Below are 25697 nucleotides of genomic sequence, written 5' to 3' on the forward strand. Positions count from 1 at the left end.
ACGGCAGCTGAAGAAGTTACACCTGCTTCATCAGAGGCAACAGTATCAGTATCAGCACTTGCTGAAGTTTCAGAAGTGGCAACATCGTTATTAACGACGGCGTCATCTCCTGTTTCTACAGTAGTATCTGCTAATGAAAGTGCTGGATCGGCAGTTGAGCTAGTTGCAGTTGAAGTTTCAACTGAAGCTGCGCTACTAACTGTTGCAGTAACACCATCACTCGTTGCAGCTGAACTGACAGCTGCGGTTGATGATGCAGCATCGCTTGTTGCGGCAGCTGAACTGACAGCCGCGGTCGATGTTGCAGCATCACTTGTTGCAGCAGCTGAACTGACAGCCGTTGTCGATGTTGCGGCATCACTTGTTGCAGCAGCTTAACTGACAGCTGTTGTCGATGTTGCAGCATCACTTGTTGCAGCAGCTGAACTAACAGCCGTTGTCGATGTTGCAGCATCACTTGTTGCAGCAGCTGAACTGACGGCTGTTGTCGATGTTGCGGCATCACTTGTTGCGGCAGCCGAACTGACAGCTGTTGTCGATGTTGTTGCATCACTTGTTGTTGCAGCTGAGCTTACGGCTGCAGTAGATGATGCAGCACTAACTGGCGAAGCAACTGCGGACGAAACTGATAATTTATTATCACTTGAACTTGAAGCACTTGGATCTGACGTTAAGGCTGCATGTGTTGTTGTATCAGCATGTGCAGCACCGCCAACTACAAAACCTCCTGTTAAAGTAAGTGTACTCATCATTGCGTACAACCATACTTTACCGGACTTATACATCTTGTAGTGTTCAGACACTGTCTTTAAATAGCGTTGTGGATTATTTTTACCCAATTTGCTACGTCTCCTTCCAAATCACCTAACAAGTAAAACTACTTTACTTGTAAAAAAACATTTCGAACATCACACTCGGCGCCTTGTATTCCTCCCGTGAAACTCTCAATGACTACCTTTTCCCCCAAAAAGGTATTGTTAGCTATTAAGAAATAGCTAACAGCGTCATTGTGAAATACAAAACGATCAATCAATTAATATTTCCTAAGTGTTAACACTTCCCCTAAAAATGTATTGTGCTGTAGCAATTACTACAATTAACAACTTTTTGCCATTTTTAACAATCACACCAACGGTTTTTGACCCTAGGCGTGATCCCCAAAAAAGCAATTAGCCTAGAAATTTTCAAAAACCAAGTTTAAGTCATTAATATATAAATTTTAATTATTTATTAACAATTAAGCTTAGTTGATATACTTTGTTTTAACATAAATTCAGTAAAGCGGCAACGTGTCCCACTTTTCAAAAAAATCTCAAGCATTATTCTCATTATCGATTTTAAAAATCCATAAGCCTTAAGACCGCTGTTAAATCAAGGTTTGAAAAGCCCACTTTTCTTATCTATTATATATTAATGATAGTTCAATAATTTTTAAATTTACATGTAGTCAGTTTTCATAAATATAATTACTCAAATTGACTACAAAAAATGGCAACTATTTTTGTAATTTTAGAAATAAAAAAATTTGGTCAGAAGTGAAACGACTAAAATGTCCGTCTCACTCTGACCAAATTTTTCACATACTTATTACTTCAAAAAATACCTTATTTTAAATTTTGGGTGCTCTAAAATACAACCAATTTAAAACGATTACGTAAACCTGAGGGCGTTTGGAAAATGCCCTTATTAGTATTCACCAAGCTAAGCTAATGAAAACGTGTTTGAAAAAGCAGCTTCCTGCGGTTGCCATGTTTCAACTTGGCGTTTTTCGCCATAGTTGAATGGACAACGTATGCAGCATCAAGATTATTAACGTTTTTGGTTGCGATTCGGATTTTGGTTTATCCTAGTCCAATCGCCAGCGTCAGTAATCTTCAGAATCTAAGCACTTTTTCAAACACTCTAGTAATTTACTCTAAAAGTCTTTTGGCAATAAATATTTCGCATCCGTTTCAGGATCCTGTGAAGTTAAAATCTTGGGACCGTCCTTTGTGATTACCAGCGTGTGCTCATACTGACAGCTTAATGAACCGTCCACTGTTGTCACGGTCCAACCATCTGGTGCAGAACTGTCACAGTGCCAATCACCAACGTTGACCATTGGTTCAATCGTAATGGTCATGCCTTCGCGCAAACGTAACCCTTTGCCGGCAGTACCGTAGCCTGGTACCATCGGATCTTCGTGCATAGTTGGTTGAATACCGTGGCCAACGTATTCACGAACATCGCCGTAACCATTCTCATCTTCAACGTAGGTCTGAATGGCGTGGCCAATATCACCCACTCGATTGCCAATCACGGCCTGATCAATGCCTAAATAGAGACCCTTCTTCGTTACCGCCATCAACTTCTTAACTTCATCACTGACATCGCCAACAGCGTAGGCCCAGCAGGAATCAGACATATAGCCATCGACGGAAACAACGGTATCGACTTTCACTAGGTCGCCGTTTTTTAACAAAACATCCTTCCGGGGGAACCCGTGACAGATTTCGTTATTGATACTGACACAAGTGGCATATTTATAGCCTTCAAACCCTTTTTCATCAGGCTTAGCATTATTTTCTGCAAAATAACGAACGGCAAATTTTTCAATATCCCAGCTGGAAATCCCAGGCTTGATAATTTTCCGTAATCCAAGGTGCATCCCAGCTAAAACGGCACCAGACTTCTGCATACCGCGAATTTCACGATCTGATTTGAGCGTAATCATTGACATTAATACGAACCTCCTGAGTTCTCTAATCTTTATTTCCTAAAACTTGCGGGATTCCTACCCTTATAAACTCAAAGATATTTCCTGCTTTTTTCATGACATTTCTATTATATACTTTATGCGCATTTACGAAAGTTACTAAACTCGAGAGTGTTTGAAAAAGCGGTTAGATTATGGAGTATAGCCTAGCTAGGCGAAAAGAGACGCGCAGCGGATCGTTCGACTGGCGTAGCTATACGCAATAATCTGCTTTTTCAAACACGTTTACACCAGAGTGTTTGAAAAAGCGTTCAGATTCTGAGGATTAGCCTAAGTAGGCGCTTTGGCCGTGAAGCGGCCGAAGTGACTGCTGTAGCTACTATTCCGCAATTGAGGATTATTACTAGCTTCGCTGACAATGTCGATCGGACTAGGGTGAACCAAAGTCCGAATCGCAGCCAAATGCGCTAATAATCTTGATGCTCCATACGTTGTCCATTCAACTACGGCAAAAACCGCCAAGTTGAAACATGGCAACCGCAGGAATCTGCTTTTTCAAACACGTTTACACCAGAGTGCCTGAAAAAGCGCTCAGGTTCTGAGGATTAGCCTAGATTGATGAATTATCTGTGCAACAGATGATTCGGCGATCGTAGCTAGCCGCAGGAATCTGCTTTTTCAAACACGTTTACGTCTAATTTAATCAAGGCACCCCCTAAATTAAAACTAACCTTAAATCACTACACAACGTTAATTCTAATAGCGTCTCTCTAAACAAATTTAAAAAAATACGAAAAAGCATTACAATTGAGTAAAGATTGTCGTTCGATTACTAATTTTAATCTCAATACTTGATTATTTCTAAAAAATAAACGATTAAATATCTGCTTCAGCAAGGAGAGTTAGCCTATGTGGAAAAAAAGTAAACGTAAAAATGAAATTGTCTACGTGGAAAAGAAACCAGTTTATAAACAACGCTGGTTTTGGATTCTCATTGTCATTGTAATACTTTTAGTTGCTGGCGATATCAATAATTTCATTTCTAAAAACAACTCAACTTCTACTGATAGAACCGCAGCAGCCAGCAGTGCCCCAACGCCTAAAAAGAATACCCACGCAAAAGTGAACTTGGTCAATGATATTACCGCGAATAGCTACAATAACATTAAAGTTGGTAATTTAACCAAAAGTGGTGGTGATGGGACAACTTACATCAGCCTGGTTCAAAAGTTTGGCAAACCAAGTACAACCAGTGACGCCGCCAGCAATAACATCGCCACCAAAGTAAAAACCTGGTCCAATATCAGCGGCAGTGGTCCTGATGCCAAAATGACCGTTTCTTTTGTGCATAATCATGCTGTTGATAAGAATCTAACCGGTATTCAGGTCACGCGAGAAAATAACATTTCTTTGGACCAATTTAATAGCGTCCAAAACGGCCAAAGCTACCAGCAAGTTACGAAAGAGCTTGGTAAACCAAATGCTGTGCGCGTTACTTCAAACAACGGGAAAAAGACAACTGTTACGGAATATTTGACTGGCGTTGCCGGCAAACAAGGCGCCAATATTATTATTATTTACGATAATGCTAAGGTTACCGGCAAAACCCAAAATAATATGAAATAGTGTTGTCAGCCCGGGGCGTACACTAATTAGCATCTTCGCTTACTTTACTTCGATTTTCCTGATACAGGTAACGGACATAGCAAGCTAGGACGTACCCCACAATGAGGATTGCAACAATTGATTCTACAATTGTCAGCAAATTCAGTGATACTATTTGGTAACCTATTTTAATGAAAAGATCACGAACGGCAGTGATGGCAATCGCTGTAATGACCAGTGGAAAGGTAAACGCCGCGTAACTTGGTGAGAATTTAGTTTGCAACAAGCGCGGCAAACATGCTAACACTAAGAAATACATTAACTGTGAAAGAACCAGTAGGCCTAGCAATGGCCAAAAACTTTGGTACGTAAAACCTTTCATGTAGCCTGCCAAACAAAGTGATCCTGGGGCCGCAATGACTGCGACTAATGGTATAGTCCGCTGGGACATTTTTTGAATTTTGAATACCCGGCGCAACACAATTGGTAACAGGATTAGGTAAAAGACAACGGCCAGCCATAATACGACATGGCCTAAGGTTGGGTTAAAATCTGCGGAAGTCATTGGGATGACCCCCATCCCAACGTAGACGATAAACCAACTAGGGTAAACTTGCGCAAGGGTGACTTTTTTGCGCAGCACAAAGTAATACGTAAAATAAAGCATCAGCCCAAATTGGATGATCACGCCTAAATACCAAACACTGCTAGCTAAGTGCTTAAAGCCCGTTAGATACGTGGCCAGCACCATGATAGCCATTGAAAAGTTAGGCGCCACCGAGGCAATAATTGGATCTTTCAGCGCCTGAACACTGTCTTTGAAATCAAAGATTAATTTTAAGATGACAAACAAGAGCCCAACTGCGGCGCCAAGTCCCAGTACATTAGCGAGGACTGTTAGTTGATAATCCTTTGCTAAGTTGCCTAAGGAAGCAATGGCCAAAAAAAGGCCGCAGATGGGAATGGGAATTGATTTAAGAAAAATACGCATTAGTTCGTTGCTCCTTTATAAAGGCTTAGAATTAGGGAATGTTTAGAAAAGCGGTTAGATTCTGAGGATTAGCCTAAGTAGTCACTTTTGCCGTGAAACGGCCGAAGTGATTACTGTAGCTAACCGCAGGAATCTGCTTTTCTAAACACGAACTAGTTTAGTCGTTTTGATCGTGCTTTGGAAGCCTATTTTCGTTATAGGAAGTGTTTCAAAAAGCGTTCAAATTCTGAGAACAGGTCTAACCACTCTCTGGTCAGCAAATTCAAGCCATAACTATTTTAATCACCGCTAAAATATTGACTAAAATTCGACAATAGGCCAGTTACCCTGCCGCAGAAAAAGAAGCAGCAAAAACTATCGTCATAGTTTTTGCTGCTTCTCTTTTATTGCTTGCTAAAAAACCTTTTACCATTAGCTAATCAAAAATAACAATTAATTTTTCATTCGATTAATCTTTATCTTCGTGGCGACGTTTCTTTCCAGCACCTGCTAGGCCAGCAAGTCCAAGCAGGAACGTTCCAATCATAGCCAAGTAACCATTAGCGCTTTCACCTGTTTGGGGTAATTTGTGCTTATCTGTCGTTGCCGACTTCTTCAAGCTGGTTGCGTCTCCGGCCAGCCCAACAACTGGTTTTGCCGTTGACTTAAACGCTGTTTGTACAGTGGTTGCCTGTTCATTGGATTGTTGTCCTTCACCAGGCGTAGTTGTCGTGCTCTTACCTTTATTAGCGTAAGCGTATGTGAGTGAACCGTCCGAATGAACCTTTTCGGTAAATGGACCATCACCGTTGCCTGAATCATGTGTCATGGAAACAACGCCATTTGGTTTGTCATTCGTAACCGTTGTTTTACCAATCGTCGCCGTCTCGCCGGGATGCAATGTGATTGCCGGTAGTGAGTCTTTGCCATTTGGCGTTTCAACAATCGTTTCATCACCAGTATCAACATCGACATGAACGTGCGTATTATCGCCGTCTGGCCAGGTCTTATTAATATCAGTAACTTCACCATCTGGATTCTTCGTTACGGTAGTTGTGCCGCCATCTGGATCCTTAGTAGTGGATAACGTCCCGTTGAAAGTGTAACTAACTGTTTGGTTAAGATGCTGGTCGTTTCCAGAGCGAATTGCGTCAATCTCAGCACTTGCTAATGTGACCGTGGCAACATTGGCCTGACTTGAAATGTAATTTTCAAGTTTTGGACTAGCAACACTAACCAGATTGTTTGTTCCATCGATTACCCAATCAGTAAAGCCAAGTAATTCGCCAGTCTTACTATCAACAATTGCACTTCGTTTGTAGTTTGTCGTCTGCATAACTGTCTGCGGAGTGGCTGGTACGTTAGGATTTTTACTTGCGTTGATCTTGTAAGTAATTGTCCGACTAACTGTCTGATTCAAATCAGCGGCAGTGATTTCTGGCATCTTAGGCCCGTCAGGATTACTTGGATCAACTGGTTGTGTTGGATCAGTTGGGTCAGTTACCTCGATACTATCGTCATTTGTGTAGGTCACTGTTACATTGTCTGCATTAGCCTTGAAGTTTGTGACTTCATCATTAGTTAACGTAACGGCTGGGGCACTCTTGTCGGCAGTATAGCCAAGCACTTTTGGACTAGTAACGGCTGTAAAACCATCATTTGTGTTGTTTCCATCGTTACTTGTTGCTACGGTCCAGTCACTATAACCAAATAGTTCACCGGTCTTACCATCAACAATTGCTGTCCGGGTGTAACTTGCAGTTTGCGTAACCGTCTTTGGTGTCGCATCGCCGGCACCTTGATAAGTGATTGTCCGACTGACTGTCTTATTCAAATCACTTTCACTGACACCTGCTGGATATTTTGGTCCATCAGGATTATTTGGATCAATTGGATCAGTTGGGTCTTTGGGATCAGTTGGTTTAACAATAACGCCACCATCACTGGTGTAAGTCACCGTAATATCTGCTGAAGCGGCCTTGAAGCCTGTAATATCGGCATCGGTTAATTCAGTCGCACCGACCGTTTTATCTGCCATGTAGCCTGATACAGTCGGATTTTTAACGGCAGTAAAACCGTCATTAGTATCGTCTTGATCACTATTAGCAGTTAGTTTCCAGTCGCTGTAGCCTAGTAGTTCACCAGTCTTGGCATCAACAATTGCTGTTCGGGTATACTTACCAGTTTGGCTAACTGTCTTTGGCGTTGTTACTGCTGGTAAAGCCGGATCAGTGATGACCTTATAGGTAATGGTTCGACTGACTGTCTTGTTCAAATCATTTTCGTCCACACCTGCTGGGTACTTTGGCCCCTCAGGATCAGTTGGATCAATTGGATCGGTTGGGTCTTTGGGATCAGTTGGCTCAACCGTGACGCCACCATTACTGGTGTAATTAACCGTGATATCTTTTGACGTAGCCTTGAAATCAGTGATATCGGCATCGGCCAAGTCAACCGCAGCAACCGTCTTATCAGCCGTATAACCTGGTACTGCCGGGTTCTTAACTGCGATCAAACCATCATTGGTATCGTCTTTATCATTGTTAGTCGTTAATTTCCAATCGCTGTAACCTAATAACTCACCTGTTTTACCATCAACAATTGCCGTTCGTGTATATTTACCAGTTTGGGTAACTGTCTTTGGTGTTGTTACAGCGGGTAAGGCCGGATCAGTAGCAACCTTGTACGTAATCGTCCGACTAACCGTCTTGTTTAGATCACTTTCATCCACACCTGCTGGGTATTTTGGCCCTTCAGGATCAGTTGGATCAATTGGATCGGTTGGGTTCTTTGGATCAGTTAGTTCAACAGTCGTTCCGCCGTTACTGTTGTAATTAATGGTGAGGTCAGCTGAGCCGTCCTTAAAGTTAGTAATTGTATCACCGGCCAATTTGGCATCAGCAACTGTCTTATCAGCCGTATAACCTGGTACGGCTGGGTTCTTAATGGCGATCAAGCCATCATTAGTATCGTCTTTATCGTTGTTAGTCGTTAATTTCCAGTCGCTGTAACCTAATAACTCGCCAGTCTTAGTGTCAACAATTGCCGTCCGGGTGTACTTACCAGTTTGCGTAACTACTTTCGGCGTTGTTACTGCTGGTAAAGCCGGATCAGTGGCAACTTTATAAGTGATGGTGCGACTGACTGTTTTGTTCAAATCATTTTCGTCTACACCTGCCGGGTACTTTGGCCCTTCAGGATCAGTTGGATCAACTGGATCGGTTGGGTCTTTGGGATCTGTTGGTTCAACAGTTGTCCCACCATCACTAGTGTAAGTTACTTTAAGATTAGCAGAATCGATCTTAAAGCCATCTACTTCGTCATTATCTAATTTGACTGCGGCGGCATTTTGATCGGCTGTATAACCTGGCACGTGCGGGCTAACAACGGCAGTAAAACCATCATTGGCATCGTTCTTATCGCTATTAGCACTTAATGTCCAGTCACCGTAACCTAATAATTCACCAGTCTTCGCATCAACAATTGCCGTCCGGGTATACTTGCCGGTTTGGGTAACTGTTTTCGGTGTTGTTACTACTGGCAAGGCTGGATCAGTGACTACGTTGTAGGTAATTGTCCGACTGACCGTCTTGTTTAGATCACTTTCGGCCACACCTGCTGGGTATTTTGGCCCCTCAGGATCAGTTGGATCGACTGGATCGGTTGGGTCTTTGGGATCAGTTGGTTCAACTGTAACACCGCCATTACTGGTGTAAGTGACCGTAATATCTTTGGCGGCAGCCTTGAAATCAGTGATATCAGCATCAGCCAAGTCAACCGCAGCAACCGTTTTATCTGCCGTATAACCTGGTACGGCTGGATTGGTAATGGCAAGCAGGCCATCATTGGTCTTATCATCATCGCTATTAACGGTTAAGACCCACTTAGTATAGCCAAGTAATTCACCAGTCTTAGCGTCAACAATTGCCGTCCGCGTATACTTACCAGTTTGGGTAACCGTCTTTGGTGTTGTTACTGCTGGCAAAGCCGGATCAGTAACCACTTTGTAGGTAATCGTTCGACTAACTGTCTTGTTCAAATCACTTTCAGCCACCCCTGCTGGGTACTTTGGTCCCTCAGGGTCAGTTGGATCGACTGGATCAGTTGGATCTTTGGGATCGGTTGGTTCAACAACGACACCACCATCACTGGTGTAATTAACCGTGACATTAGCTGAATCAACTTTAAAGTCGTCTACTTCGTTATTACCTAAGGTTACTGCTGCTGCATCTTTGTCGGCTGTGTAGCCTGGTACCGCTGGGCTCTTAACGGTCGTAAAGCCGTCGTTAGTATTATCCTTATCGCTATTGGCGCTTAACGTCCAATCACCATAGCCTAATAACTCACCCGTTTTACTATCAACGATTGCCGTTCGGGTATACTTACCGGTTTGGGTAACCGTCTTTGGCGTTGTTACTGCTGGCAAGGCAGGATCAGTGACTACGTTGTAGGTAATTGTCCGACTGACTGTCTTGTTTAGATCATTTTCGTCCACACCGGCTGGGTACTTTGGCCCTTCAGGATCAGTGGGATCGACGGGATCAGTTGGGTTTTTAGGATCAGTTGGTTCAACGGTTGTTCCACTATTGCTAGTGTAGGTAACTTTGATATTAGCCGAATCGGCCTTGAAACCATCTACTTCATCATTGCCTAATTTAACCGCCGCAGCATTTTTATCGGCCGTGTAACCTGGTACGTGCGGACTAACAACGGCAGTGAAACCATCATTGGTCTCATCTTGGTCGCTATTGGCGCTTAACGTCCAGTCGCCATAACCTAATAGTTCACCCGTTTTACTATCAACGATTGCTGTTCGGGTATACTTACCAGTTTGGGTAACTGTCTTTGGTGTTGTTACTGTTGGCAAAGCAGGATCAGTGACTACGTTGTAGGTAATTGTCCGGCTGACCGTCTTATTCAGATCATTTTCGGCCACACCTGCTGGGTATTTTGGTCCTTCAGGATCAGTAGGATCGACTGGATCGGTTGGGTCTTTGGGATCGGTTGGTTCAACAGTCGTTCCACCATTACTGGTGTAAGTAACTTTAACATTAGCGGAATCTGCCTTGAAACCATCTACTTCGTCATTGCCTAATTCAACTGCGGTAGCATTTTGATCAGCTGTGTAACCTGGTACGTGCGGGCTAACAACGGCAGTAAAACCGTCATTGGTCTCATCTTGATCACTATTAGCACTTAATGTCCAGTCACCATAGCCTAATAACTCGCCAGTCTTCGCATCAACAATTGCCGTTCGGGTGTACTTACCAGTTTGGGTAACCGTTTTTGGTGTTGTTACTGCTGGTAAGGTTGGATCAGTGACCACGTTGTAGGTAACCGTCCGACTAACTGTCTTGTTCAGATCATTTTCGGCCACACCTGTTGGGTACTTTGGTCCTTCAGGGTCGGTTGGATCGACGGGGTCCGTTGGGTCTTTAGGATCGGTTGGTTCAACCGTAATTCCGCCATTAGTGGTGTAAGTAACTTTGATATTAGCCGTATCAGCCGCAAAGCCGTCTACTTCATCATTGTCCAATTCAACTGTGGCAGCATTTTTATCAGCCGTGTAACCTAGTACGTGTGGGCTGGTAACGGCAGTGAAACCATCATTAGTTTTATCTTGATCACTATTAGCACTTAACGTCCAGTCACCATAACCTAATAACTCACCCGTTTTACTATCAACGATTGCCGTTCGTGTATATTTACCAGTTTGGGTAACCGTCTTTGGTGTTGTTACATCGGGTAGGGTTGGATCTTTAACCACGTTATACGTGATCGTCCGACTAACCGTCTTGTTCAGATCACTTTCGTCCACCCCTGTTGGGTACTTTGGCCCCTCCGGATCAGTTGGATCAATTGGATCGGTTGGGTCTTTGGGATCAGTTGGTTCAACGGTTGTTCCACCATTGCTGGTGTAAGTGACTTTGATATTAGCTGTATCAGCCTTAAAACCATCTACTTCGTCATTGCCTAATTTGACTGCTGCAGCGTCTTGATCGGCCGTATAGCCTAGTACGTGGGGGCTGGTAACAGCAGTAAAGCCATCATTCGTCTCATCAGCGTCAGCGTTAGCGCTCAATGTCCAGTCACCATAACGTAAGAATTCGCCAGTTTTGGCGTCTACGATTGCTGTTCGCGTATAAGCGCCAGTTTGAGTAACCGTTTTTGGTGTTGTTACTTTTGGTAAAGTTGGATCAGTGACCACGTTATACGTGATCGTCCGACTAACCGTCTTGTTTAGATCACTTTCATCCACACCGGCTGGGTACTTTGGCCCCTCCGGATCAGTTGGATCAATTGGATCGGTTGGGTCCTTAGGATCTGTCGGGTCAACCGTAACCGTTTCATCCTCCGTGTAATTAACTGTAATGGTTGTATTTTCCGGTGTTTCACCTTTAGCCAATATAACTGCAGCAGGATTAACCGTTGCAACGGTTGCTTGATCAGGTGTGTAGCCCAAAACTTTAGGACTAGTAATGGCGCCATAATTACCTTGTGGTGTCCATGATACTTCACCAGTTGTTTCGTTGGTAACTAGTTTATATTCAACCGTTTGCGCTTTATCAGGAGGAGTAGCGTCACCAGCACCTGTGTAATGAATCGTTTGGGTTACTTTGACGGTCTCTTTATTTTGAACGATACTATCCGCACTTAATTCAACGGTTCGGACAACATTAAAAATTTCTTCAGTTTCTTTACCCAAATACTCGTTATCATCGTCCCCGCCCGATGGATTATTATCTGCCGGAACAGTTGAACGCTCATTACCAAAGGAAGCACCAGTAATATCCGGATTAGCTTCGGCCGTGGCCTTGTCATTAATCGTGGTTCCGGTAACTGCTCCGTGGTAACCTGGTTTAGCGGTCGTTGGCGTGTATGCAGTAAAGACGGTTGCATCATCGGCTGAAGTCCCACTTGCGTCCGTGGTCCAATTAGTATAAACCACATTACCGTCATCATCCAAGTGTGCCGTTCGGTAAATATTCACCGTTGGTTGGGTTTCGTCGGCTGGCACTTTACCAGTGACGCCTTCACCATTAACATAAGTGATTTTTTCGTTGGCAGTCCCCTGGAGGTAAGTTACCCCAGTACCGGTAACATCGCCGGGATTATCTGGCGTATAAATGATCGCAGTAACGTGAATTGCAATATCATCAGTAGCATCATCGGTGAGATTAATAGTGACAGTTTGTCCATCGGTATAGTTAGGATCATCAATTTTAAAACCTTCAGGTGCCGTCACAACGTATGTTTTAGCATCGCCTACAACACCTAGTATTGGTTGAACATCATTAACTACCTTACCAGTAGCGTTGTTAACGTAGCTGACGTTGGCCGTGGCCGTATCATTGGCCGCTAAATAATTGAACATATTGTCGTAATCGACAACATCCAGCGTGTATGATGAATACTGGTTTGCTCGCGCATCGGCTTGACTATCATTATAGTCAGTCGTTTGCCCAATATTAGGTGTGTACCAGTTCTTCGTATCATTCATTGAAACCGGACTTGTCCACATAAAGGTACCGTCATTAGCAGCCGTTTGAACCCATTTAGAGGAGTATGAGCCATCCGGGTACTGGGTATAGACGATTTCATAACTCTTTTTAGTGTTGGGATCATTTGTGTAATCCGCAATTGCTTTAAGAACTGCTTGATATTCAGCATCGTAAACTGATTTAATCAGGCTATTAGTGTCAGTCAAACTACCAGAATAGTCGGCGTACTCATTACCGTTCTTATCAATGATAACGGCAGCGTTACCCGTATTGGCCTTGGTCAGTAAATAAGCGCTGGCGTCTTCTGCCTGCCCATTAATGGCCGCATCAAATGCCGCCTTCTTAATCGATTCAGTACTATTGTTTAAATACTGCTGCGTTGTTTGGTAGAAACCATCGTGTGATAATTTGGTTGTATCTTCTTTTTTAGCATCATTATCAAACGAGAGCTTACCACTGGTTGTTGTTTTATCTGATGTTGCAAGAGCTGAACCTGTTCCAGTAATATCACCTTGACCCAAAAGATCATAGAGGTAGTCATTTTCGCCATCAATCGAGGCAATATAGTCGGCTCTTTCAATGACACTGCGGATTGCGGTGTAAATATTAGTGACGTACTGGGAGAAAATTTCTTGAGGGAATTTGATATCCCCAATGGCACCATAGAGACCACCATTTGGTCCGTATTTAAAACCATTCATAATCGTATAAGTGATATCAGCAAAGGTAGTCCCATCATTCAAGAATTGCACATCAAAATCATTTTGGCCGCCTAATGAAACTGGATTACCCATGATCGCTTTTTCCAAATAAGATTAGATCATGGGTTGGAATAACGGAATATAAGCATTCCAAACGTGAACCACATCGTTTAATGACTGTTGAATCGCAGCCCGTGGATCATTACGGGTGTCACCATTATCAGCAACATAATTTGGTGAAGTTGGGTCATTGACAGTTACCATCGCATCAGTGGCCGCTTGTTGATACATAGCGTAGACAGCCTTATTCGCCTTATCAAACGCATCGTTTTTAGTTCCATAGACATCTAAAGGCATATTGGAACCTGATTTGGCATCGCTATCATAAGCAATTGAATTTGCGTAAGTATTAGCGTCCTTTTTCAAGTTTGTCGCTAAAGCAGTATAAAATGCATCAGTAGCTTTCGCCCATTGCTTAATAAACGTTTGATAACCGGCTTGATAGTTTAGATCGCCACCGTTAGTTTTAGTATTCTTACTCCCAGAATCGATCCACCAAGCACTAGGGTTAGTGATATCAATGCCGTAAGGAGTATCCGTTGCAGCATAGTCAGAGATATTGACGTTATCTACATGTTGATGAAAGACATTAGTTGCACCTGCATCGCTTGGCACTTCGTAATGAATATCCTTGTCGGTATCAACACCATTAGCAATCCGACCGGCTTCATAGACTTTACCTAACCCATAAAGTTGGCTGTATAGTGTATAGCTAACGGCAACTTGGCCAATTAGGTTGGCAACATTTCCAATAGACGCTACCCCTTTATTGTTCTGTAAATCCCAGCCGGCTTGCATATAACCATCTTTGTACATTTGGCTGTCAGGATCTGCCACTGCAGCAGCGGCAACTGCAGTAACGGTTACTGGTTGATTAGTTTTCTCATTTATAGCTTTAGCGCTGGCCTTGGCCGCATCGATTTCTTTACTAGTTGGATTCACTAAATTAGTTGCTGTAGAACTTGTCCCAGCTGAGCTAGCAACCGTTGCAGCAGTAGCGGCCGAACTTACGGCCGTTGAATTATTGGTCGCCGGATTGGCAGTAACGGCCGCTACTGAACTTGGGGCCACAGAACTGACTGGTGCAGTACTGCTAGCTGCACTAGAACTCGCGGGTGTCATACTTGTGGCCGCGGAACTCACTGCAGTCTTAATTGCGTTGGTACTTGCTGGTGCAACACTGGCAGCGGTAGCACTTTGGGCAGTTGCTTCAGCAGCACGAGAATCTTTAGCAGCCACACTAGTTGCTGCAGAACTTGCTACTGGTTTGCTTTCGGTGACCGAGCTTGAATTGGCAACCACTTCGGAAGTTGCACCGCTAGTAGCGGCCACTGAATTAGAAATCGCACCACTACTAGTTGCGGTCACATTAGTGGTTGCAGCAGTAACTTCGGCGGCCTTAGCATCAGTTGTTTGAGCAACTGCCCCAATTCCTAATGAAAGCATAGCTAAACTGGCAAAAACCCAATGTTTGCCGGCCTTGTACATTTTATAGTGTTCATCGACTTTATTTGCGCGTCCAAATCTATTATTTTTACCCATAGACCCTAACTCCTCCTTATAAAAACGTAAAACAAGTAATGTTACTTCCCCATTTTTCAGCAATTCAACAAATTTGGTTTTGCTGAAGAAACCGCTTCCTCCTATAAATTAAGTCTATAAGGTAAAGAATTTATACTCAACGTCTCTTCAGACCAAAATGTTTGCCCGAAAGGGAAAGTTAAAAAACATTAAACTATTATATTTTTATTGGAGAGATTAATTTAAGCTTTATTTTTATGGATAATCAATGTATACAATTATTATTCTTTATAATTGGAAATTTAAAACCAGAAAAATAAAAAAGCTGTGGCAAATTTTACTTTTACCACAACTTCTGTCGATGACTCAATTTTTTATTCACATTCAAAAACTACGCTAGCTAAATACGTTAGAGTCTAATTAGTTCAAGTTGCATTGCCTTTGCAACAGCTCCCGCCCGACTAGTTACTCCCAATTTATTATAAATATTGGTTAAATAGCCCTTAATCGTTCTTTCGCTAAAATGAAGTTCTTGCGCAATCTCAAAATTATGTTCACCTTTAGCAACTTTTGTAAGAATATCTAAATCTTCATTAGATAATGAATACCCCAAGCTTCGTGAATCAACCGCATTTCTTAATAAGTCTGGTGATACAATTAGTTTACCATTCATCGTATCCTGAATCGTTTGAAAAATTGTCTGCGACGAGGCGTATTTCAGTAAAAAGCTATCAGCTTTCAGGGCCATCGCTTCATTAAATACCTTAACGTCATCATAAGTCGTCAGAATGCAAACCTTTATTTTTGGAAACTGTCGCTTAACGCGCTCAAGTGTTGAAATACCATCTAGTACCGGCATCCTAACATCTAATAGCATAATATCAACTGCAACTGTGTTCAATTTTTGCAATGCAAGTTGGCCGTTTTCCGCTTCAGCAACAATTTTGAACTTTGAGTTACCAGCAAATACTGCCTTTAATCCTTCTCTAAAAACTGGATGATTGTCAACGATCATTATTCTTATCATATTGGTCTCCTCCAAGTGGAATATCAATTACGATAGTGGTTCCCTCGCCCTTAACCGATTTAATCGCAAACTGTCCTTTTATCGCTCTGACCCGTTCAGCTATATTTTCCAAGCCAAAGTTCAGATCACTTTTGGTGACGTTCTTTACATCAAAGCCGTTTCCAAAATCAATTATCTTCAACCGATAATTTTCTTTGCCGCGCTCCCCAAAAACGACGGCATTATTCACACCGGCGTGTTTGGCCACATTAATTAAACATTCATGAATAACCATCTCAAGCTGCGAAAATACATCCCGAGAAAATTCTGGTTCATCCTTAATTGTACTTTTGACATCTAATTGGTAATTTTTCTTAAAAGAATTACTTAAAATATTAATTCTGGTTTTCAAACTTAACTCTTGATTAACCCTCAAGTCCTTAACAATTGCACGTGAGTCAACAACCATTTTACGTGAGCGCGCAATAACGTGTTCAATCTCCGCCAAACTTTTTTCACACGCCTCACCGTTTCGCATTGCGTTAGCAGTGGCCTCTAAAGTCAATAAATTCCCGATGATTTGTTGAATGATTGAATCATGAAAATCACGGGCAATTCGATCTCGTTCGACCTCAACCGTTGTTTGTTCAACTTGATCGTAAACATTTTCTAATTGTTCAAACAATTGCCGGCTTTTTTTCAGTTCAATGAATTGTTTCGTGAACACACTTTGGGTATACAGCGCCGCAAAAATGAGAAACGCTGTCACTTCCAATAAAAGAACTGTGTGCCCAAAACTTGCCATTCTAAGAATATTGTGGAGATACATGGCAGCAAAAATAATGATGACTAACGCCAACGCAATTCTTTGCTCTTTTCCCACTTGAAAATTCCAAATTTCTAGTAAAATAACCGGTGCCATCCCTAGTAAAATGGGCATACAATCCCCAATAAGAAAGTAGGAACCAATCGTCACAATCAATTGTGTAAAAATAACAAGTTCAATTCTAAGTTTGGTTAAATAAGAAAGTAACGCAATTTGAATCAACATACTCACAAAGAATAATCCTAAATAAAACCAGTTACTTATCTTACCTGGAGATAAAACGCCTTCAATTGTTACTGAAATAATGTAAATAACAACAACATAAAGAATGGCTGTCCCCTTAGTTTTGTTGAACATTTCAATCTTTGTCTTTTTTAGTTCAAATTCTTTCATATTTTGACCACCTAATTAACCATTATTCAGATACTCCTTATTGTTATTATACAATAGTATTTAAGTAGACCGTGTTAACCACAAAAATAATTAGGCCGTAATCCCACCAAAAAAGAAGTGTCCCAAAAGTCGGTTTTGGGTTCACTGCGTAACGTAAGCTAATCCAATAACCGTACTATAGTTGTTGGATTAGCTTTAGTTAGGCACATGAACTCAGACTTTTGACGCACATTCTAGCGTAATATTCGGAAACAATAAAAGGCCAGGGCAAAAGCCCCAGCCTCTTTTATATTTTTCTTTGCAGTCTAAAAGATTTAACACCAACAATAAATAAGGTTGCCATCTATTCATAAGTTCGATTTATTTTATGATTATTCGGGTACAAGGAGAAGCGTTCCGAACGATAAGTGTAGCCCTTAGTGCCCAGATTGTTTAATTGAACGTTAAAGACCTGCTGATTGGTCTTTTTATTGACCTCAATAATGTCACTTCGGTCACCACCATTAAGAAAGCCAAAGCAGAGCAGCCGATTGGTGGCACTTAGATAACGGTCGGAACCAATAATTTGACTGAAATTTTGTTTGCCTAATGACTTGCCGTACGACCAGGTCTGCCGAATTGTCTTTGTCTTCTCGTTAATGGCGTATTGCACGCCTTCAGAATACTTTTCACTCGTTTTCTTCGGTCCGTTGGTAATCGCAATATTATTGTTAAAAATAATCAGATCTTTCAACTGTTGGTTATTTTGGTCGGGTAACAGGATAGCCGCGTGCTGCCCGCCAGGATAGGTAATCTTTCCTTTTACCGTTAACACTTTGTTACGGTAACTTACTGGCCAACTGGACTTTTTCTTACCGGAAAACAGCCACTTGATCCGATTAGTCTTATAGTTCATTTTCAGCACTAAATCCTGGTGGCGACTAGAAATTACTAGGCTATTATCCGATTTATCGTAGTACAGCGAGTTCATGTGCAGCCAATCAACTTTACCATTGTTTCGTTTTTCTGAAGTAAACTTGCGCCACATTTTGGCGGGTAAAATCTTCTTCATGTCAATCACTTTCGTAATTTTACCCGTCTTATGCGATACCTGAACGATGGTGTCTTCGATGTATTTGCTACCGCCGTCAGAAACCGTCATTAACAAGTCACGATTCGGCAGTTCAATCGCATCATGGTGAACCACGGTGACATCATCATCCAGATTTTCACTATTAGAGCTCTTGGCCTCACTGGAAAAATGATATTCCTTATAAACGCGCCCAATAAAGTCTGTCTCCAGCATTTCATTGTAAACTTTGGCCGAATTATTCTTCTTAGCGAGGTACATTAGATGCCCGTTTTGTAGCTCCTTGAAAACATGCTGCGAATAGTTTGTCGAATACCAACGAATGTTACCATCAGCATCGATTCCAAATGGTTGTTTAGTTGTCCGAACGATGAAGGTTAATTTATCTTGGCCGATGACCATCTTCTGTTTATTCGCCGTTTTAACGTTAATTTTGATCGCCGCTAAGGCCGCCGGTAATTTGGCTGTTTTAAGCCGCAATGTTTTGTGGGTTATTTGACCGTTTTTCTGTTTAAGCGTTACTACGACGGTATTATTGTAATCAGCGTACAAACCCAGAATCGATAATTGATGCTTGTGTTGGTAACCTGAATAAGTTGTTTTAATCGATGTCTTTGCCGATTTGCCAACGACGCGCAAGCTTACCTGACTAGCAGTCTTGGTCTGAAACTCAACCAAAGCAGTTAGTGGTGACGTCTGATAAGGATTTATCTTAACATACATGTTATTTTCGGTGTAGTTACCAGAATTTAATTTTTGTTGGTATTTCTTAGTTGCCTGGGCCTGCCTTTTTTGACGGGTTGTGATCAGACTACTATTTAAATTAGCACTGATCTTTTTTGCCGAAATAGTACCTGCATAACGTTGCTGGTGCCAGCTAATCCCCAATATCACTAAAACAACCACTAAAATAAGCGCGCTTATAAAACCAACCCGATGTCGTTTCACTATCTCCAAACCTCCACAAACTATTTTTCAAACATAAAAACTACCGTTGCAATTAATTTTAAACTAGTTTTAGTGTTAATGAGTGAAATCTTTTCTTTTTTTCGCAAATTCGCTCAGCAAAAATTGCACTGGCCTGATGGCGATCAAATAAAGCAGATTAAAATTAACTACGCTTTTCTACCTAGCCCCACTTTTGACTGGATTCGGTATAATTTGGATAATGCTGCACCTGCCGAAAACCAGTTGTTTCCGCGACAACGTACAGCGGTCGCTTTCGTGAAGAGACAAAGATCCGGTAAAGGTACGTGCTCACCAGGCCGATACTTAACAAAATTAGGCTAGTTGTTAAAAGTAGCGTGGCCAACAATAAATCACTTTCACCAGCAGTGCCGCTAACAACAATGTGAATAAAAGCCACAACACTCAGTAAAAATAAACCAGCACCGGCCCAAACGGAAAATTGTAGCGGCAGCCCCGAAAAGGACGTTAATCCGTCAATCGCCAAACCAAACATCTTATTCAAAGGATATTTCGATTGACCTGCAATTCGTTCATGCCGTTCGTAAGTGACCGCTGTTTGCTTGAAACCAACCCAGGAAACTAGACCACGAACAAAGGGTCCCGGCTCATCCAATTTGGCTAAAACTGTTACCACTCGTCGATCCATTAGGCGAAAATCGCCAGTATCAAGGGGAATGTCAAGCGGTGTCGCCCGTTTTAACACCCGGTAAAAAAGTTTGGCCGTCAATTTTTTAAACCAAGTCTCACCATCGCGGCCGAGACGCTGCCCGTAAACAACTTGATTACCGGCGCGCCAACATTTAATCATCGCTGGAATCACTTCCGGTGGATCCTGAAGATCGGCGTCCATCACCACAACGGCATCCCCAGTAGCATAGCGAATGCCCGCCGTAATCGCTAATTGATGGCCAAAATTTCGCGAAAATTGAACTAAACGAATCGCATCATCATTCAGGCGCGCCTGCTTAATCAACTGTGCACTGGCATCAACTGAGCCATCATCCACGAAAATCATTTCGTAAGCTTCATCCTGATTAGAAATAAATTGCTCCAGTGCCGCAATGGTTGCCAGAATACCGGCTTCTTCATTATAGACTGGCAAAACAATGGAAATTTTTGGTGTTTGGGTTCCAATCATGCTACTTCCTCCTTAACAATAAGGTCTATTTTACGTCGAAAACGTAAAATCTCATTTGCGGCGGATATCCATTCTCCTAGTGCTAACTGCATACACTCGAAACATGGCCCTCCTTAATAATAAGGTCTATTTTACGTCGAAAACGTAAAATCTCATCTGCGGCGGATATCCATTCTCCTAGTGCTCACTACGCACACTCGAAACATGGCCCTCCTTAATAATAAGGTCTATTTTACGTCGAAAACGTAAAATCTCATCTGCGGCGGATATCCATTCTCCTAGTGCTCACTACGCACACTCGAAACATGGCCCTCCTTAATAATAAGGTCTATTTTACGTCGAAAACGTAAAATCTCATTTGCGGCGGATATCCATTCTCCTAGTGCTAACTGCGCACACTCGAAACATGGCCCTCCTTAATAATAAGGTCTATTTTACGTGAAACTTACCGTAGAATTTTAATATCATTTGAAACACACTCTAGTAAATATCACTTAAATCGTACAAAGTTCCTGATTCTTGACCACCAGGTTGCATTGCCTGTGACTTAGTTCCGCCGCTTGGCATTTTGCCTGCCTTAGTAGTTAGATTAGCAGAGCTACTACCATTACTAGTTTGCGCTCCTTGTGGCCCAGCAACATTGGCACCGCCAGAACCTGTTGGCTTACTAGTTGGCTTGGCCCCCGTAGGTTGACCCTGCATTGACTTGGTGTTTGTTGGCCCTTTTTCAACATTGTTCACTTCGGTAGTTCGTTGACTAGTGTTAGTTGTGCCACCATATTTGCTAGTAGCCACTTTCTTAGCGTGCTTTTTAATCCAGTTAACAATGGCCGTGTTGCCGCTCTTACCAGATGAATAGTAATACTTAAGTTGACCCGTTTTAACTAATTTTTTAAATTGTTTTAGCGTGATAGCGGGATCAGTGCCATTAAAACCGCCCATCGCCATAACGGCCTTGCCAGTTTTAATAATGTACGGCGCCGCAGTTCCAGAATCACTAGTGGCAAAGAGGTACTTCGCCTGACCTTGGTTTTTCTCCAGATAGGCTAACAACTTTTTATTAACCGTACCGGAACCGACACCAGCATTAGCCTGTTGGCCACTGCTTAATAGATCAGGACCAGCCGTCGGAATGCCCGCCGATTCAGCCGCAATCGTTGGCGTTAAGGACCACCAAGTTGGTGCCAGCATGATCGTACAAAGGGCCAGAATAAATGCTGGCCTAGCTAACCCACGACTATGACTAATGATAATAATGATACTAAAAACGGCTAAAGCGATAATTAACCAACTTAGCCAAAGGTAATAATCGGCCACGTACCACGCCTGCAAAAGAGCAGTAACGGCAATGGCAACGGGCAATAACGCAGTTCGCCACAGTCGTTTTTCTTGTTTGGCATCCGCCCACAAAGTTGTGAGACCAATCCCGGCCAAAGCCGCAATCGGTGGCGCCAACATAATCATGTAATACGGATGGAAGAAACTGGCAACCGAGAAGAAACCAAAAACTGGCACTAGCCAACCTAACCAGAGAACCAGTTCCTTTTGCGCTTGACTTAATTGGTACCAACGGCGCTTAGGATCAACAAAATAGCTAAAACTGCTGATGACACCAATTAAGGCAAGTGGTAATAACCAACTAACTTGTCGACCTAACGATTTTTGGAAAACTCGAGTAATCCCTGCTGTGCCAATATCAAAGGCACCACCACCTGCACCGGCTGTGCCACCACCTTGGCCAGTTTTACCACCGGTGACGTTCCCAGCAGCACTTGGTCCGCCAGTCGTACCACTTTGCTGACCACTAGGTACTTTAGGCTTAGCGCCAGTTGGTGTCGTTTGTGTTTTACTACCAGTTGTTACTTTCACTTCTTTAATCGCTTTTTTGGGTGCGTTTGTTTTTTCTTTACTGCCGCTCATTCCAGGAAAAGTACCGCCAGTGCCGGTTGTTTGACCTAATAAACGTTGACTACCATTGTAGCCAAAGGCCAGTTCAAGGACCGAATTGTGTTCTGAACCACCTTCATAAGGTCGATTCTGGGCCGAAGTCAAATCAACTGATAACGGCCAGGCCAATGTAAAAATGGCCAGAACAACAGTCGCAACCGATAAATCAAGAATTTTTTTGGGCCATTTAATTTTGGCCGCCAGCCAATAAAAGACGTACATTGCTGGCAGCACCATGAAGGCTTGCAGCATTTTTACGTTAAAGGCGACCCCGATTAGGGCAAAACTGACAAACAGCCAGCGTTTTTTCCCCGTCTTAGTTGCTTTAACTAAAAAACTAAACGCCAATAACAGGAAAAAGACTAAGGTTGCATCCATGTTATTCGTTCGTGAATCGGCCACCACAATCGGTGTCAACGTCATGATAAGCGCGGTGAAGCGGCCTGCAATTCGACCAAATGTTGGTGTCACCAGCCGATAAAGCAGATAAACCGAACCAACGCCGAACAAAACGGACGGCAATACAACACTCCAGCCATGAACACCAAAAATCTTTGCGCTAATCGCCATAAACCATAATGCAACTGGTGGCTTATCAACAGTGATGTACCCCGCCGGATCAAAACTGGCGTACCAAAAATTTTTCCAACTCTGCGTCATACTCGTAATCGCAGCCGTGTAGAAATCATTGGCCGAGCCAGCTTTCCAAATCTGCCAACCATATAAAAATAGCGCAACTAATAAAATTAAAATTAGAAAAGGATCAAATTTTTTACTAAAGAATCTTTTCTTCTGTTTAGTTTGCATCAGTTAACCACCTACTCCAGTCACTTAATTTAAATTGAGCTTGCTTTAGCGGCCGTATATAGCGGTCGATCATTACCAATCGTTTGATAAGTGCCACCTCCAATATGAATACAGGGTCTAGGTGCTGCCCCAAAAATATTTTTGATTTAGGTTTTCCTAACCAATTTAGCGAGTGTTTGGAAAATACTTTTATTAGTATTTTCCTGACTAATTTGGTGTAAACGTATTTTAAACACTCTTTTAGCTTAGTGGATCAACCATAAATGAAGCTTAAAACTGAGAAGGGTTTGACTAATCACTGATTGGCACGTATTTTAAATAGTAATTGACGGCCCATGTTTTTAGACCTATTTGGTGTATCTATTACGCAATCTGGACCGTGTCTGAAAAAGCAAATTTCTGCTTTTTCAAACACTTCCTAGGCCAATCTAACTAACTTTATTTAAATTAATTTAAAGAGGTGCTAGCTTATTGCAAGCAAATATTTTAATTGTTGAAGATGATACGATCCTAGCAAACGATATTGCCGAAATGATCACACCTTTCGCGAGTTCAACTATTGCCCATGATGGTGAAAATGGCGAATTATTGGGAAAAAACGGTATCTTTGATCTGGCCATTCTCGACTTGATGTTGCCCCAAGAAAATGGCTACGACGTCTTAGGCCATTGGCGAACGGAGCAACACTTGGAATTGCCCATCCTTATTTTGACCGCCAAGGATACACTAACTGATAAGCTACGCGGCTTTAATCTTGGTGCAGATGATTACCTGACAAAGCCCTTTCACCGGGAGGAGTTAATTGCCCGGATCAAGGCACTGCTCAAACGCAGTGGTCTGCTCAGCGATGAAACGTTACTTCAGGTGGCCGACTTTACCATTGACCTTAACCGCCGCACCGTAACCTATAAAAAGCAATCCTTGCAGTTGAATGGTAAAGAATTTGATTTATTGGTGTATTTTGCGCAAAATCCTAACGTTATTATTACAAAGGAACGTATTTTTGATCGTCTTTGGGGATTTGAGTCGGAAACGGCCCTAACTGTTGTCGAAGTTTACATTAGTAATTTACGAAAAAAATTAAAAACTGTCACCGCCGATCAATCAATCAAAACACTACGAAACGTCGGTTATCTATTTGAGGTGAACAAATGAAACAATTAAAAAATTCATTTCAAAAACGCCAGCAGCTAAAGCTATTTGGTACCTTTTTAATTAGTTTTATCCTCCTTTTTTTAGTTTTAGGTGCAATTGTTGGCTTTCTTTTTCAACACTCGATCTACCAAAACGTTAACCAATCACTGCAAATTCAAAAGGAGCAAATTTTAGGTGAAGGGACGCCTAACCGCCATCCGCTTAAACCGCAGCAACGCCAAAAGAACGGCCACCAGCGGCCACCGATTTCCGGTGCGCCCTTTCAAACAAATATTATCGTTTTTAACGCGGCCGGTAAGGTACTCAACCGTGATGTTCTAGGGGCCCGTAACTACCAGCTTTTTAATCAGGTTAAGCTAAACAAGAATCAGCTCAACCAAGTCACTAATTTGGATTTCAACACCAATCAACGAACTGCCAGTCAATTTCGCACGTTACTTCTTAAGGTCAGTGGGAAAAGTAGCCAGCGTGAGTACGCCGGGCACTACGTTTTAATTCTTATCAATACTGACGCAGAGGCCCTAGCAATTCACAGTATTTTTCGATCATTATTCATCACAATGATTATCTTCACGCTACTGGCAACTTTGCTGGCGTTTTGGCTTTCCCGAATTGGTATGCGGCCAATCATCACGGCCTGGCATAAACAACAAGAATTTAGCGCCAACGCGGCCCACGAATTACGCACACCTTTGGCAATTATTCAAAATCAATTAGAATATCTGCTTACAAAACCCCACCAACCAATTCTTGCTGAGGCCGAAAAAATCACCATTTCTTTGAATGAAACTAGCCGAATGAAGGCCCTCACTGAGCAATTACTAACGTTGGCCCGCTCAGACGCGGATGTGCTCCAGCTTAAGCCCAGTCAAGTTGGTTTAAAGACATTGAGTGAACAAGTCACAACGCCCTACTTGGAAATTGCTGCTAGCCAGCACAAAAGTTTGCGTTTAGAAACTCAGGCAACTGCTTTAATTACGGTAGATCCTGATTTAATCAAACAGTTAATTATTATTTTGTTGGATAACGCCGTGAAGTACACGCCGGCTGGTGGCACCATCATCTTCACAACACTAGTTAGCAATGACCATTGGGGAATCAAGGTCAGTGATACTGGCTGTGGCATTCCAGACGGCAGCAAGAAACAAATTTTTGATCGCTTTTACCGTGTCGATTCTGCTCGCAAAAAAGAACAAACGGGTTACGGTCTTGGCCTATCAATCGCCAACTGGATCACCACGCAACACCACGGCAAGATCAATGTGGTAGATAATCATCCCCAAGGTAGTATTTTTAGGCTAACTTTCCCGCGCCGTGTTCACTATCGTTAAGG

14 protein-coding genes are annotated in these 25697 nt (G+C 42.4%); 4 read left to right on the top strand and 10 right to left on the bottom strand.

Going from position 1 to position 25697, the window contains the following annotated elements:
• Window positions 1–75: 75 nt before the first annotated feature.
• Window positions 76–378 carry a hypothetical protein gene (locus tag AYR53_RS00535; protein WP_068222604.1) on the top strand — a complete coding sequence of 101 codons (303 nt, stop codon included), beginning with the start codon at window positions 76–78 and terminating at the stop codon, window positions 376–378.
• Here AYR53_RS00535 and AYR53_RS00540 read toward each other — a convergent pair.
• Together AYR53_RS00540 and map are read right to left on the bottom strand one after the other, a co-directional pair.
• A complete protein-coding gene (locus AYR53_RS00540; RefSeq protein WP_068279939.1) occupies window positions 375–839 on the bottom strand; it encodes a KxYKxGKxW signal peptide domain-containing protein in 465 nt (154 codons plus the stop codon). The genes AYR53_RS00535 and AYR53_RS00540 overlap by 4 nt on opposite strands.
• Before the next feature lie 1076 nt (window positions 840–1915).
• Complete coding sequence (gene map, locus AYR53_RS00545; protein ID WP_068281260.1) at window positions 1916–2713, bottom strand: type I methionyl aminopeptidase; 798 nt, start codon at window positions 2711–2713, stop codon at window positions 1916–1918.
• Window positions 2714–3604: 891 nt separating this feature from the next.
• Here map and AYR53_RS00550 point away from each other — a divergent pair.
• Complete coding sequence (locus AYR53_RS00550; RefSeq protein ID WP_068222598.1) at window positions 3605–4321, top strand: DUF3862 domain-containing protein; 717 nt, start codon at window positions 3605–3607, stop codon at window positions 4319–4321.
• A gap of 22 nt (window positions 4322–4343) precedes the next feature.
• Here the strand turns inward: AYR53_RS00550 and AYR53_RS00555 are convergent, their stop codons facing one another.
• The 8 genes from AYR53_RS00555 to AYR53_RS00590 all read right to left on the bottom strand — a co-directional run bounded on the left by AYR53_RS00555 (window position 4344) and on the right by AYR53_RS00590 (window position 23209).
• On the bottom strand, window positions 4344–5291 hold the full coding sequence (locus AYR53_RS00555; protein WP_068222595.1) for a TDT family transporter: 948 nt from the start codon (window positions 5289–5291) through the stop codon (window positions 4344–4346).
• A gap of 448 nt (window positions 5292–5739) precedes the next feature.
• A complete protein-coding gene (locus AYR53_RS00560; protein ID WP_068279932.1) occupies window positions 5740–13566 on the bottom strand; it encodes a mucin-binding protein in 7827 nt (2608 codons plus the stop codon).
• A 21-nt stretch (window positions 13567–13587) separates the two neighbouring features.
• Window positions 13588–15075, bottom strand: a complete 1488-nt coding sequence (locus tag AYR53_RS00565; protein WP_068279930.1) for a KxYKxGKxW signal peptide domain-containing protein — start codon at window positions 15073–15075, stop codon at window positions 13588–13590.
• 388 nt (window positions 15076–15463) lie between these two features.
• Window positions 15464–16081, bottom strand: coding sequence for a response regulator transcription factor (locus AYR53_RS00570; RefSeq protein ID WP_082918474.1), 618 nt, complete (start codon window positions 16079–16081; stop codon window positions 15464–15466).
• The gene (locus tag AYR53_RS00575) at window positions 16059–17279 is read right to left on the bottom strand and encodes a sensor histidine kinase (protein ID WP_068222585.1); all 1221 of its coding nucleotides are present in this window, start codon (window positions 17277–17279) and stop codon (window positions 16059–16061) included. The genes AYR53_RS00570 and AYR53_RS00575 overlap by 23 nt, the downstream gene beginning before the upstream one ends.
• 343 nt (window positions 17280–17622) lie before the next feature.
• Window positions 17623–19296 carry an aryl-sulfate sulfotransferase gene (locus AYR53_RS00580; RefSeq protein WP_068279927.1) on the bottom strand — a complete coding sequence of 558 codons (1674 nt, stop codon included), beginning with the start codon at window positions 19294–19296 and terminating at the stop codon, window positions 17623–17625.
• 181 nt (window positions 19297–19477) lie between these two features.
• The gene (locus AYR53_RS00585) at window positions 19478–20455 is read right to left on the bottom strand and encodes a glycosyltransferase family 2 protein (RefSeq protein ID WP_068222579.1); all 978 of its coding nucleotides are present in this window, start codon (window positions 20453–20455) and stop codon (window positions 19478–19480) included.
• Between the two features lie 480 nt (window positions 20456–20935).
• Window positions 20936–23209 carry an ArnT family glycosyltransferase gene (locus tag AYR53_RS00590; RefSeq protein ID WP_068222576.1) on the bottom strand — a complete coding sequence of 758 codons (2274 nt, stop codon included), beginning with the start codon at window positions 23207–23209 and terminating at the stop codon, window positions 20936–20938.
• Window positions 23210–23680: 471 nt separating this feature from the next.
• Here AYR53_RS00590 and AYR53_RS00595 point away from each other — a divergent pair, with 471 nt between their 5' ends.
• On the top strand, window positions 23681–24364 hold the full coding sequence (locus tag AYR53_RS00595) for a response regulator transcription factor (RefSeq protein ID WP_068222573.1): 684 nt from the start codon (window positions 23681–23683) through the stop codon (window positions 24362–24364).
• Complete coding sequence (locus AYR53_RS00600; protein ID WP_068222569.1) at window positions 24361–25695, top strand: sensor histidine kinase; 1335 nt, start codon at window positions 24361–24363, stop codon at window positions 25693–25695. Before AYR53_RS00595 ends, AYR53_RS00600 begins: the two co-directional genes overlap by 4 nt.
• The last annotated feature ends 2 nt before the right edge of the window (window positions 25696–25697 follow it).

Source organism: Loigolactobacillus backii (assembly GCF_001663675.1).
Classification (GTDB): Bacteria; Bacillota; Bacilli; order Lactobacillales; family Lactobacillaceae; genus Loigolactobacillus; species Loigolactobacillus backii.

Coding starts and splice junctions, on each gene's coding strand:
- map (WP_068281260.1), bottom strand. CDS start 2,713: ATGATTACGCTCAAATCAGATCGTGAAATTCGCGGTATGCAGAAGTCT.
- AYR53_RS00550 (WP_068222598.1), top strand. CDS start 3,605: ATGTGGAAAAAAAGTAAACGTAAAAATGAAATTGTCTACGTGGAAAAG.
- AYR53_RS00555 (WP_068222595.1), bottom strand. CDS start 5,291: ATGCGTATTTTTCTTAAATCAATTCCCATTCCCATCTGCGGCCTTTTT.
- AYR53_RS00560 (WP_068279932.1), bottom strand. CDS start 13,566: ATGGGTAATCCAGTTTCATTAGGCGGCCAAAATGATTTTGATGTGCAA.
- AYR53_RS00565 (WP_068279930.1), bottom strand. CDS start 15,075: ATGGGTAAAAATAATAGATTTGGACGCGCAAATAAAGTCGATGAACAC.
- AYR53_RS00570 (WP_082918474.1), bottom strand. CDS start 16,081: ATGATAAGAATAATGATCGTTGACAATCATCCAGTTTTTAGAGAAGGA.
- AYR53_RS00575 (WP_068222585.1), bottom strand. CDS start 17,279: ATGAAAGAATTTGAACTAAAAAAGACAAAGATTGAAATGTTCAACAAA.
- AYR53_RS00585 (WP_068222579.1), bottom strand. CDS start 20,455: ATGATTGGAACCCAAACACCAAAAATTTCCATTGTTTTGCCAGTCTAT.
- AYR53_RS00590 (WP_068222576.1), bottom strand. CDS start 23,209: ATGCAAACTAAACAGAAGAAAAGATTCTTTAGTAAAAAATTTGATCCT.
- AYR53_RS00600 (WP_068222569.1), top strand. CDS start 24,361: ATGAAACAATTAAAAAATTCATTTCAAAAACGCCAGCAGCTAAAGCTA.